We start from the raw sequence: 11,719 nt of genomic DNA on the forward strand, positions 1-11,719 counted from the left end.
CCTCAACGATCAGAAACGGAAGAGATCTGGGCGAGCTGGCCGTTGGGCGGGTCGCTGCTCATGCGCTGGGCGCGCCATGCGCGAAGCGGAATGATCGGGTCCATCGGTATTCCGTCCGGGGCTGGGGACGGGGCGATCGCGAGCTGCGTCAGCAGTTGGGCGGACTGGACTAGCCCGATATGGCTGAACGCCTGCGGGAAGTTGCCGAGCTGTCGCCTTCGGGAGGAGTCGTACTCCTCGGCCAGGAGTCCCAGATCGGTGCGCAGCTCCAGGAGCCGGTCGAACAGCGCGCGGGCCTCGGTGCGGCGGCCGGTCAGCGCGAGGGCGTCGACCAGCCAGAAGGCACAGAGGACGAACGCCCCCTCGTCACCGGCCAGACCATCCACCCCAGCCCGTCCCCCGGCCGTCTGATACCGGTGAACCAGCCCGTCGTCAGTGGCAAGTTCGCGGCGCACCGCGTCTACCGTGCCGGTGACGCGCGGGTCGTCGGGCGGGAGGAAACCGACCCGGGGGATCAGCAGTAGGGCGGCGTCCAGCTCGCGGGAACCGTAGGACTGGGTGAAGGTGTTGCGTACCGGGTCGAAGCCCTTCGCGCACACCTCGCGGTGGATCGTCTCGCGCAGCGCGATCAGGGGCTCCACGTCGACGTCGAGGGCGCCGGCCTCGGCCAGGCGGACCGTCCGGTCGACCGCCACCCAGGCCATCACCTTCGAATGCACGAAGTGCCGGCGCGGCCCGCGGATCTCCCAGATGCCCTCGTCCGGCTCCTGCCAGCGCCGCACCAACTGCTCGACCAGCTGCCGGTGCAGGACCGCGGTGTCGGCGCAGGGAGGCAGGCCGCCCTGGTGGGCGAGGTAAAGGGCCTCGATCACCTCGCCGTACACGTCGAGCTGCAGCTGGTCCGCGGCCCCGTTTCCGACCCGGACGGGCGCGGACCCCTCATACCCCGGGAGCCAGGGCAGCTCCCGCTCCGGCAGGTCACGCTCCCCGGTGACCCCGTACATGATCTGCACACGCTCCGGGTCACCGGCCACGGCCCGCAGCAGCCACCGCCGCCACGCCCGTGCCTCGTCCCGGTAACCGGCCCCCAGCAGGGCCGCCACCGCCATCGAAGCATCCCGCAGCCAGGTGTAGCGGTAGTCCCAGTTCCGCCCACCGCCGATCTCCTCGGGCAGCGACGTGGTCGGCGCCGCGACCATCCCCCCGCTCGCCCGGTGCGTCAGCGCCTTCAACGTGACCAAGGACCGGACGACAGCCCCCTGGTGCGGCCCCGTGTAGGTGCCTTGCCGCTCCCAGTCCCGCCAGAACGCGTGCGTGGCGCGCAGCGCGGCGTCGGGGTCCGGGACTTCAGGCGGAGCTGCGTGGGACGGAGCCCAGCTCAGCACGAACGCCACGGTCTGCCCGGCGGCCACGGTGAACGAGCTGACGACCGCGCCGTCCTTCTCCACCTGTTCCACGGAAGTGTCCAGCCAGAGGGCGTCCGTGCCGGCCACGGCGGCCATCCGCCCGCCCGCCTCGAAGATCCAGGGGCTGACACGGCCGTAGCCGGGGCGCGGGCGCAGGCTGGAGATCATCGGTACGGTGCCGAAGGCACCCTCGATGATCCGGATCAGCCGGGGCGGCCCTTCGTCCGGCGGCATGAAGTCCGTGACCCACACGGTGCCGGTGTCGGTTCGCCACTCCGACTCCAGTACCAGCGAGGGACCTTGGTACTGCCGGGTGGTAGCTGTCCGGGGACCGGGGGCGGCGGCGGCGGAGGCGGGGGCTATCCGCCAGGTGCCGTGCTTCTGCGTGCCGAGCAGGCCGGCCAGGACAGCCGGTGAGTCGAAACGGGGCAGGCACAGCCAGTCGACCGAACCGTCATCGCAGACCAGGGCGCCGGTCTGCATGTCGCCGATCAGGCCGTACTGCTCGATATGAGGGGAGCGCTTCATCGCGTCAAGTTCTCCGTAGCACTTGCCTGCTGCGTGGGGATGAGCTCGCGCTCCGTGCGGAACGGATCGGTTCCGCCACCGGGCTGGGTGGCAGGGGCGATGACCGGCCGGCCGTTCACTGCGGGGACACGAGGCGGAGGCTGGGGTGGTCTGTGGCCGAGCGCGAGCAGCACCGTCAGTACACCGACGATCACCGCCACCCACGCCGTGCCGCTGGCGGCTGTCTGCGCGGCAGCGTCACGCGGAACGGACGCGGCCATGACCACCGTGCCCAGCGCCAGCGCGAACACCGCCAGGCGCACGGCGTGACGATTCGGCCGTGCCCACGGGCAAACCGGAGCTGAGGTGCTGACCTGCACGCTGTGCCGGGCCTCCTCGGCCAAGTGCTGGACCTCCTCGGCCAGCCGCACCAGATGCACCCGCGAGGGCACGTACTCCTCCGGGGTGGCGGACGCGCTCATCCGCTGGGCGTGCGTGAGCACGGGACTGCCCGCCGGGAAGAACGGACCGAGCTGCACCACGTGCCCTCGCAGCCGGCTGACGAGGTCCTCGACATCGCGGGCGGTCTCGGGCAAGGGCGCGTCCTCGTCGAGAACCAGGGCCACAGTCTGGTCCGCCGCAGCACACGCCGCTGCCAGCCTGTCCTTGGGGGACACCGGTCCAAGGCGGTCACGGCCCGCCCCGCGACGGCACTGCCGGCGACGGCCCACCACTGTGGCCATCAAGGGGATCATCACGTAACTCCTGTGTGGGACTGGCAGAATCGGTGTCCCGGCGACGCGGAACGCGCTCGGGGAGAAGGACGCCTCGACGGCTTGCGCAGCGTGGGCCATGGAAGGCACACCGATGGCTGAGCCGGACCGCCAAGCAGTCCGCACTCTCCCCCCGGTCACCATGCGTGTCCGGAGGGTGACTAGAGAACACCCGAGGATGGCGCCATGGGAACGACCTACAAGAGACGTTGACCCGTCAGTAACCTCTGTTCCAGTGCTCCTGACGGTGGTCCTCCTGTCATCCTGGGCGGCATGGCGACACTCAACGGAACGTCCGTCACCACCGACGACCTGCTGGCCCTGGCCCTGGTCAACGTCGGCCACTTCACCTCGATGCGCGTCGACGACGGCCAGATCCGCGGCCTGGCCCTGCACATGGAACGCCTGACCAAGGACTGCAAGGCGGTGTGGGGCGCCGACCTGGACACCGAACGCGTCCGCACCTACGTCCGCCAGGCCCTGGAGGGACGGACGCAGCCCTGTGTCGTCCGCGTCACCGTCTACGACCCGACCGCCGACCTGGGGCATCCCGCCGGCAACGGCGAACCGGGCGTCCTGGTGACCGTGCGCGCCGTCGGCGCCATGCCTCCGGCGCCTCTGCGGGCCCTGAGCACGCCGTATGAACGCGACCTCCCCGAGGTCAAGCACGTCGGTCTCTTCGGCGCCCTTCAGGCCCGCCGCGCCGCTCAGCTCGCCGGCTACGACGACGCTCTGTTCGTCGGCCGCGACGGACTCGTCAGCGAAGGCGGCACCTGGAACATCGGCTTCGTCGACCAGAACGGCACCATCGTGTGGCCGCAGGCCCCCGCACTGTCCGGAGTCACGATGGCGCTGCTCCAGCAGCGCGCCGAGCACCGGTTCGCCACCGTCACCCTGGAGCAGGCCAAGGGCATGGCCGCCGCGTTCGCGACCAACACCAGCGTCGGCGTGCGCGCCATCGCCGCGATCGACGACACCCCCATGCCCACGGAGCACCTCGCGCTGGACCAGCTTCGGCAGACCTACCTGTCCATCTCCGGCGAGAGGCCGTAAGGCGGAGCCATGGCGGCGGTGGTCATCAAGTGGACCGGTCGCGAGGCTGGCCTGCTGCGTAACGCGATGCGCCTGAACGCGCGGGAGTTCGCCGATCTGGTCGGCGTCCATCCACGCCAGATCAGCCGATGGGAGGGGCGGTCCGAGACCGTGACCCTCAGCCTGCCCAACCAAGCCGCGCTGGACACGCTGCTGGCCAGAGCCGAACCCGACACCCAGCAGCGCTTCGCCGAGGCACTGACCGAACGGGCAGCGGCCGAGAACGACGAACACGTCGAAGAACTCCTCCGCCGCGACCCGGGCACCAGCCGGCACCCCGGCGACGGCAAGCTCATGGTCCTCGTCGAGGAGGGCATCCACCTGGCCGGCGCCGACAACCGCTCGCTGTGGCTGGACGCGTTCCGCATCGACGTCTACCCCACCACCAACAGCGACTACGAACGCTTCGTGAAGGCCACCGGGCACCGCCCACCCCGGCACTGGCCCAACGGCCGCTGCCCCGCCGACCTGGCCACCCACCCCGTCGTGTGGGTGAGCTGGCACGACGCCACCGCGTACGCACGCTGGGCTGGCAAGACGCTGCCCACCGCCCAGCAATGGGAAAAGGCAGTCCGCGGCCCCAGGGGACGGATCTACCCGTGGGGCAACGAGCCCACGGCCGCCAAGTGCAACGTCGCCGAGACCGGCATAGACACCACCACGCCGGTCTTCCGGTACCAGTCCGGAGCGAGCCCGTACGGCGTCTTCGACATGTGCGGCAACGTCTGGGAATGGTGCTCCACGGAGGAAGGACACGGCAGCGGCCGGTACCACCTGAAGGGTTCCGCGTTCACATCCCCGTTCCAGCGAGCGACGCCGGCCCTGCACAACACGGCGAGCGCCGCGATGCAGGACAACGACACGGGCTTCCGCTGCACCACGCCGACGTGACATGGGCGTTGAGACAGGCCAGCCACATTGGCGCCGATGGCCGCGAGATACCGACTCGCTCATCAGCATGCCACCTGCGGCAGGGGAGCCCGAGACGGTGGAACGACCGTTCCATCGGGGAGCAGCTCACCGGTGTCTTCGAAGAACAGCACCGCGTTGCACAACAAGCTCCAGCCCTGATCTGGATGGTGCGCGATGGTCCGCGCAGCCTCCCGGTCGGCTGCCTCGGCCGTGGGACACGGTGGGAAGTGCCGGCACATGCTGCTGTTCCTTTCGGGATCCGTTTGGAAAGGGGGTAGCTGGAGCTACGCCGTGCGCAGGATGGTGGCCCAGACGTCTTTGCCATGCGTGGTGGCGGAACAGCCGTATCCGTCGCTCAACGCTTTGACCAGCCTCAACCCGCGCCCGCTCTCGTCTTCGTCGTCGGCGAATACAGGTGCCGGGTGCTGAGGGTGAGGGTCGCTGACGCTGAGAAAGATGCCGTCAGGGGTGCAAGTGAGGACCACTCTCACGGGAACCGAGTCTTCGTCCTCCCTGCGGGCGTGCTGGAAGGCATTGGTCAACAGCTCGGACGCGGTAAGACTGACCCGCCACTCAAGCTCGTCCAGGCCCCAAAGACGTAGGCACGCGCTCATGAGGTCTCGAACGCCCGAGACGACCGCGGCTGTCAGAGCAACGTCAACTTCGCAAGTGCCCGAGCGCATCCGAATCATCGCGCTTGCGCCTGACGCGATGGGCTGTCGCGCCCTCATCAGGTCTGCCATCACGGGGGAGCCCCTCGTTCGACGAAAGCTTGCCAACGGGCACCAGAGGCGGTGTGTACTGGGGTGGCGGCCGTCAGCAACCATTGAGCCAGGCCGACAGAACCGTGTGCAGATCTTGATTCGGAAACCGAGATCTTCCGTTTCGCAAGCGAGGACAGCCCATGCCAAGACCCGAGAAGCAGTTGACCCCGGAGGCGTCCCCACGCGATTGGTTCGGCCATGAACTGCGGACATGGCGAAAACTGCGCGGCCCTCTCACGCACGCCGAGTTGGGTGTGAAAGTGCAGGTCAGCGGTTCACTTCTGGAGAAGATCGAGAAAGGAACTGCCACCTGTTCGAAGGACTTGGCCGAGCGCCTCGACCAGGTCTTGGAGACGGGGGGTGTTCTCAGCAGGGCGTGGGGGATGGTCTTCGGGCAAACGGAAAAGCGTCAGCATGAAACGGAAAGTTCGTCCCCTGGAAGGTCGGATGCGTCGGTTCAGGTCCATGGAGGCCGCACCCTGGACGGAGGTAGTACCAGACCTCCAAGTGGGAGCCCTGCCTCTGTGGACCGTCGCGCCTTCCTTGCCACAAGCGGCCTTGCCGCCATCGCCCCCATAGATCTCGTCCGCCTCGTCACCCCAACCGCTGCCCGGGAGGTCCCGGCGCAGATCAGCTCGCGCGAGATCGCGCAGTTGAAATCACTGGCGGACGTCATCCATCGCCAGGACAACGAGTACGGAGGCGGCGGAGCGGTACGAGAACTCGCTCGCGCCGCCATCACATGGGGCGCCAGTTTGCTGCCAGCACCCTGCCCCGAGCCACTACGGCTCGAACTGCTGGCTTCCGTATCCCGGCTAGGAATCGTTGTCGGCGCCTCGCAGTTCGACGCGTACGCCCACGACGATGCGCGCGTCAGCTTCCGGCTTGCCGCCGAGTGCGCGGAAGAAGCCGGTGAGTGGCACCTGCGTGCCAAGACGTACTCGTTCATGGCCCGGCAGGAAATCTGGATCGGGGACCCCGACACAGGACTCACTCACGCGGAGAAGGGCCTGGTGCGCTCCGACCGGCTGACCGCGACCGAGCAGGCCATGCTGCACACCGCCCGGGCCCGCGCCTTCGCCAAGATGCATGACGTGGCCAACACCCTGCGTGCCGTAGGAGAAGCCGACGCGGCATTCGAACGGTCCAACCCAGCCGAGGATCCTCCGTGGATGGCGTACTACGACTACGCCCAGCACCATGGGGACACCGCGCACGCCTTGTTCGATCTCGCAATTCACGCAGACGAGGATCCGGGGCAAGCGGCTCGCCGCTTCAACATCGCGGTGAAAGGGCACGGCAACGCCTTCGCCCGCTCGCGGGCCATTTCCCAGACGAAGCTCGCGTCCCTGATCATGGCCAAAGGCGACGACCCACGGCACGCGGTCGTGCTCGGCCATCACGCGTTGGACAACGTCGGCAAGCTAACCTCGTGCCGGGCCGCCGACGACCTGCGTGAACTCGCCCGGTTCGCCGGACAGCACCGGCGCCTCTCCGAGGCTGGTGATCTACGCGAACGCATCGCGACTACGGTGCAGGCGTGACCACATCGAACACGCCCGTCGAAAAAGCGCTTCAGGAGGCGTGCCTCACCGCCGGCCTCGACGCGACCGACGCCGAACCGATCCGAATCGCCGAGAACGCCGTCTGGCGTCTCCCCGGCGGAGTAGTGGTGCGTATCACCCGGCCGGGGCAGTCCGACGCCGCCGCACGCGAGGTTCAAGTGGCCCGCTGGCTGGACGACCATGGCGTACCGGCCGTACGTGCCCTCGATCTGCGGCAGCCGATAACGGCAAACGGGCACCCAGTGACCTTCTGGCAGGAACTGCCACCGCATGACATCGGCACCGTTGCCGATGTCGTCGTGCTCCTCAAGCTCCTGCACGCCCTTCCGCAACCAGACCTGCTGCTGGGCGAGCTGGACCCGTTCGTCCGGCTGACAGAGCGCATCGACGCAGCGAGCAGTCTGTCCGACAGCGACCGGCAGTGGTTGCACGGTCGACTCGATGATCTCCAGAGCCAGTGGGCTTCAAGGCCGAAGGGCCTGCCGGAGTGCGTAGTCCACGGAGATGCATGGGTCGGCAATGTAGCGCGCACAAAGGCTGGCCCCATACTCATGGACTTCGAACGCGCTTCGTTCGGCCCGCCGGAATGGGATCTGGTGTCGACCGCAGTGAAGCTCACCACGACCGGAGCGGTGTCCGCCAAGGAGTACGCCGCATTCTGTGAGTCCTACGGCACCGATGTCACAGCGTGGGAAGGGTATGACCTCTTCGCTGGTGCACGCCAGTTGCGGATGGCAACCTATGCCGCTCAGCACGCCGCCACCCGCCCGGAGTGGCGGAGCGAGGCGCAATACCGCGTTGACTGCCTGCGGGGCCGGGCTGGGGCGCCGCCGTGGCGCTGGAAGGGGATTATGTAGGCCATTGACAGGGTTGCTCGGGTGGTGTGCCCCTTAAAACCGAGACCAGTGTCGGTGGATCAGCGGTGGTGCTCGAGAAAGACGCGGGCGCGCTCGTCCAGCTCCGCCGTACGGGAGTAGACGGTGGCCGTGTGCGGGGCCCACGCCAGGGCCCAGAACGGCACCTCATCCCAGCTCCTCGCGCCGGCCGCCGACGCGGGGCTGCCCGCTTTCGGGACTCGGCCAGCTTCCCGGCCGCCCTGTGGCCCTCCCGCCAAGGCGGGGGTGCCCTGCCGACGGGACCGTTACAGCCCGCGGTTCCTGCTCCCCGCGCCTGCGGGGCTTCTCCGCCGACGCGGAGATCCTGGAGAATCCAGGGTGCGGCACCCCAATGAGATCGTTTCATCTTGAACTCGCAGGTCGGGCCGCTGGTGTGGCTGGAGATTGACGCGCTCGTGCTGGTCTCGGACGTGATCATTATTGATCCGAAACGGTTTGGGTTCTGGGTCTGTGACTGAGTGCTTCAGTTGGCCAGTTGAGCTTCCCGGTTGGCTTCGGGCATACCCCGATCGGGGTATGCCCTGACCTTCGGTGCCTGCACGGCCTTTTCCATCCCTAGTCTTTCCATACGGACGACGGGGCACCGGGGGGAGGGGCTGGGTGACTCAGCTGAACAGGGGAGCCATCGATCAGGCGGCGCTGTGGTCAGCCGCCCTCGCCGCAGTGATCACATTGTCCTTGGGTGATGGACGCTACGACTGGCTGAGCTTCGCTCTGGGGACTGCGCTGGCGCTGCAGATCGCTGCCTTCTACCGTCCCGCACCTCATCAGCCGGACGGTCGGTGGGACCGCTGCACGGCAGCGGGCAGTTTCGGAGCGGTCAGCGGGCTGGTCGCCACGATGGTCCTGGCCTGGCCCGTGCAGGCAGCGATCGGGACGCCGCCACGGTGCCGTGTGGACGGGGTCGATCCAGACGACTGTGCTGGAGACGTGGCGTACCCGTGGTTGGGAGTGGTGTGGATTACGACCGCAGTCGCCCTGTCCTGCTGGCACTTCTCAAAAGTGGTCCTACGGCCCGCACCACAGCCGTCTTGAGCACTTCGTGCCCGGAGCTCCATCTGCCGTGCTCACTGGCCAACTGAAGTGCTCAGTCACAGGGTCGTTGGTGGAGTGTGAGCGATCTGGTGGGGGACGCGCGGCATCTGTCGCCGTCGGCGCAGGAGGCCCTGCGGTTGCGGGCGGTGGCCGCGTTGGTGGCGGGCGGGACCGTGAGGACGTGGCGGCGGTCTTCGGGGTGTCGTTGAAGGCGGTCGACAAGTGGTGGGCGAAGTGGCAGGCGGGCGGCCGTGAGGCGCTGGTCATGCGGCCGCGGGGCAAGCCGGTGGGCGTGCACCAGGTGCTCGGGGAGGCCGAGCAGGCAGCCGTGCGGCAGGCGGTGCTCGATCATCGACCCTGCGACGTCGGCCTGAGCGGGCAGCTGTGGACGCGGCGGCTGGTCGGCGAGCTGATCGTGAAGCTGTACCGGGTGCGGCTGACCGATCCCGGGGTGGGCAAGTATCTGAGGCGGTGGGGGCTGTCCTTCCAGCATCCGGACAAGCGGGCCGTGGAACAGGACCCGGAGGCCGTACGCCGCTGGCACGAGGAGGCATGACCGGCGATCCGGGCGAAGGCGAAGAGGGACGGCGGCGAGGTTCTGTTCGCCGACCAGGTCGGGATCCGCTCCGGACTGTCGATGGTCACGCAATTCCCCACCGCTGTGGTCACGTAATTCCCCAGGCCGTGGGCCGTTGCATTGCATGATGTGGAGCGATTCCGTCGGCTTGGGCCTGCGCCATCGTGGCCTCTGCTGGCGCCGGTGGTGGCTGTCGCGGCGCCAGCCTGAGAAGCTGTCCGATGTCGGTGCCGGCTATTCGGTGAGGGACATTCGAGGTGCATCGCGACGATCAGTCAGTGAACCTTTCGACCGCACTGTCGCCGGAGCGGGTCGCTGAGATCAACGAGGTCATCGACCGGATCACACGCTGGGCGCGGGGCCGCGAAGACATCGTCGGCCTGCTTTTGGTGGGATCGTGCGCCCGCAACACCGCGCGACCGGACTCGGACATCGACGTCGTCCTGCTCACCACGGACGAGTCCCGATATCTCCGTGAGGTTGCCTGGACCGTGGAACTCGGCCTGGGCGAACTGATCCGCACCCAGCCGTGGGGACCGATCACAGAACGACGCTATTCCACGGCCTCCGGCCTGGAAGTCGAGCTGGGCATCGGCTCTCCGACGTGGGCAAAGACAGATCCCGTCGATCATGGGACGCATCGTGTCGTCACCGACGGTGCCCGGGTTTTGCACGACCCGGCAGGCATCCTTGCCGACCTTCTCGCCGCCTGCTACTGACTTCAGCTCGTCAGGGTGAGGCCGGATCGTCGAGGGTCAGGCCGGTTCCGGCTATGAAGCCGTCGAGGGTGGCGGGGCGGTACTGAAGGCGCTTGAGCCGGGTACGGACGAGGGCTTCGAGCCGGTCGAGCGCGACCACGGCGAGGTTGGCCAGGCTGAGCTTGACGTGCGCCCATACCCACTCGACCGGGTTGAGGTCGGGTGAGTAGGCGGGCAGCAGGAACACCGTCAGCCACTCACGCTCGGCGATCAGCTCACGCATGGCGTGGGAGACGTGGGTGTTCAGACGGTCCCACACCAGCACGATGGGCGCCTTGACGAGCTGGTGGACGCCGTCGACGAGTGCGATGAAGTCCCGCTCGCCCATGCTGCGACGTTTGCCTTTGCCCGCTCGGTGGGTGCGCAGACGGTGGCACAGTCGGGTCCGGGAGCCGGGCCGCATCGCGATCAGCCCGGCCACCGACAGCCGTCCCGAGCGTCGTCCGCTCACCGTCACGACCGGGGTGTGGCCGCGCCGGCCCCAGGTGCGTCCCCTGGGCGGTCGGCGGGGGAAGCCTGCCTCGTCCTCGAAGCAGATGTATCCCCCGCAGGCCGCCCGGACTCTTTTACCTCCGCCCAGGTCGCCTCCTTCCACACGGTGACAGCCCTCTCGTCGCGCTCGGCGACCCGCCGCGCGGGGACCTGCGGACTGAAGCCGAGCCGGTGCATCAGCCTCGTCGCACCCGAGACGCTGTACGAGACGTGAAACTTCCGGCCGATTAGCGTGGCCACCCGCGTCGCGGTCCACACCTGATCCTCCACCCAGCCGTGCGCGGCCGGACCCTGCTCGAGATACCCGGCGAGCTTCTCCAAGCAGCGCGCCGACAGACGGCATCGCGACCCGCTCGGGCCACGGGAGGCCAGAGCCTCACAACCGCCGTCCCGCCACAGCTGATGCCACTGGTAGGCCGATTTCGGGCTCACCCGCAAACGCCGTGCCACCTCCGGCGGCTTGATCTTCTGCTCGAACAGCTCGGCCGCCTGCATCCGCACCGACTCCCGGCGCCGACGTCCCGCAGCGGTCAGCCCGCCCCCATCCGCATACCTCACACACCACGGGATACAGCCACCGCTCCAGCCCCATCAGGGACTTCGTCAAGATTCACCCTGACGAGCTGAAGTCAGTAACGCATTGGCGTTGCCGTTTGGTGGTGTAGGGGATCAAGCGTTACGCATTCCGGTACGAGGCCCTGGCGATCTCCGCGTAGGCGACGGACAACGAGGCACCCTGCTGAGGCGAGTTGGACACCCCGGCTGGCGGGATCACCGAACTTGACCTGCGAACTCCGGCCCCTTGATCGGCTACACCACCGGGCGGGACGCCATCGGCACGAGCCGGGGGTGTCAACTCGTTGAAGCAACACCTTCGGTCAGGGCTCGTCGCAAGGCTTCTTGTGGAGTGAGGCTCCTCGCGCTCCTCGAGCGTCAACGGTC

The 11,719-nt window shown here is 68.2% G+C and carries 11 protein-coding genes and 2 pseudogenes; 7 read left to right on the forward strand and 6 right to left on the reverse strand.

The annotated features are described in order from the left end of the window. Positions 1-2 precede the first annotated feature (2 nt). Positions 3-1,934 (reverse strand): glycoside hydrolase family 15 protein, encoded by a 1,932-nt coding sequence (locus ACIQR3_RS30325; protein ID WP_403543838.1) that lies wholly within the window; start codon positions 1,932-1,934, stop codon positions 3-5. Beyond that, a complete protein-coding gene (locus ACIQR3_RS30330) occupies positions 1,931-2,539 on the reverse strand; it encodes a hypothetical protein (protein WP_403543839.1) in 609 nt (202 codons plus the stop codon). The genes ACIQR3_RS30325 and ACIQR3_RS30330 overlap by 4 nt, the downstream gene beginning before the upstream one ends. 420 nt (positions 2,540-2,959) lie before the next feature. On the opposite strand from ACIQR3_RS30330, the gene ACIQR3_RS30335 reads away from it, so the two are divergent. Together ACIQR3_RS30335 and ACIQR3_RS30340 are read left to right on the forward strand one after the other, a co-directional pair. Then, positions 2,960-3,739, forward strand: coding sequence for an aminotransferase class IV family protein (locus ACIQR3_RS30335; RefSeq protein ID WP_403543840.1), 780 nt, complete (start codon positions 2,960-2,962; stop codon positions 3,737-3,739). A gap of 9 nt (positions 3,740-3,748) precedes the next feature. Continuing rightward, positions 3,749-4,669, forward strand: a complete 921-nt coding sequence (locus tag ACIQR3_RS30340) for an SUMF1/EgtB/PvdO family nonheme iron enzyme (RefSeq protein WP_403543841.1) — start codon at positions 3,749-3,751, stop codon at positions 4,667-4,669. A 62-nt stretch (positions 4,670-4,731) separates the two neighbouring features. Here the strand turns inward: ACIQR3_RS30340 and ACIQR3_RS30345 are convergent, their stop codons facing one another. Both ACIQR3_RS30345 and ACIQR3_RS30350 read right to left on the reverse strand, forming a co-directional pair. After that, positions 4,732-4,929, reverse strand: coding sequence for a DUF5999 family protein (locus ACIQR3_RS30345; RefSeq protein WP_403543842.1), 198 nt, complete (start codon positions 4,927-4,929; stop codon positions 4,732-4,734). 45 nt (positions 4,930-4,974) lie between these two features. After that, positions 4,975-5,667: an ATP-binding protein gene (locus ACIQR3_RS30350; RefSeq protein ID WP_403543843.1), complete on the reverse strand. Its 693-nt coding sequence runs from the start codon at positions 5,665-5,667 to the stop codon at positions 4,975-4,977. On the opposite strand from ACIQR3_RS30350, the pseudogene ACIQR3_RS30355 reads away from it, so the two are divergent. The 5 genes and pseudogenes from ACIQR3_RS30355 to ACIQR3_RS30375 all read left to right on the forward strand — a co-directional run. Next, positions 5,595-5,822, forward strand: a pseudogene (locus tag ACIQR3_RS30355) (helix-turn-helix domain-containing protein); the annotation flags it as partial. The gene ACIQR3_RS30350 and the pseudogene ACIQR3_RS30355 overlap by 73 nt on opposite strands. 156 nt (positions 5,823-5,978) lie before the next feature. Further along, on the forward strand, positions 5,979-6,998 hold the full coding sequence (locus ACIQR3_RS30360; RefSeq protein WP_403543879.1) for a hypothetical protein: 1,020 nt from the start codon (positions 5,979-5,981) through the stop codon (positions 6,996-6,998). Next, a complete protein-coding gene (locus tag ACIQR3_RS30365) occupies positions 6,995-7,876 on the forward strand; it encodes an aminoglycoside phosphotransferase family protein (RefSeq protein ID WP_403543844.1) in 882 nt (293 codons plus the stop codon). Before ACIQR3_RS30360 ends, ACIQR3_RS30365 begins: the two co-directional genes overlap by 4 nt. Before the next feature lie 1,211 nt (positions 7,877-9,087). After that, positions 9,088-9,578, forward strand: a pseudogene (locus tag ACIQR3_RS30370) (winged helix-turn-helix domain-containing protein); the annotation flags it as partial. Positions 9,579-9,805: 227 nt separating this feature from the next. Continuing rightward, on the forward strand, positions 9,806-10,246 hold the full coding sequence (locus ACIQR3_RS30375) for a nucleotidyltransferase domain-containing protein (RefSeq protein WP_403543845.1): 441 nt from the start codon (positions 9,806-9,808) through the stop codon (positions 10,244-10,246). 10 nt (positions 10,247-10,256) lie between these two features. On the opposite strand, the gene ACIQR3_RS30380 is transcribed toward ACIQR3_RS30375, so the two are convergent. Together ACIQR3_RS30380 and ACIQR3_RS30385 are read right to left on the reverse strand one after the other, a co-directional pair. Continuing rightward, positions 10,257-10,823, reverse strand: coding sequence for a transposase (locus ACIQR3_RS30380; RefSeq protein WP_403543880.1), 567 nt, complete (start codon positions 10,821-10,823; stop codon positions 10,257-10,259). Next, positions 10,739-11,278, reverse strand: coding sequence for a winged helix-turn-helix domain-containing protein (locus ACIQR3_RS30385; protein WP_403543846.1), 540 nt, complete (start codon positions 11,276-11,278; stop codon positions 10,739-10,741). The genes ACIQR3_RS30380 and ACIQR3_RS30385 overlap by 85 nt, the downstream gene beginning before the upstream one ends. Positions 11,279-11,719 lie beyond the last annotated feature (441 nt).

Origin of the sequence: Streptomyces sp. NPDC090994 (assembly GCF_044768905.1) — a bacterium.
In the GTDB taxonomy this organism is placed as follows: domain Bacteria; phylum Actinomycetota; class Actinomycetes; order Streptomycetales; family Streptomycetaceae; genus Streptomyces.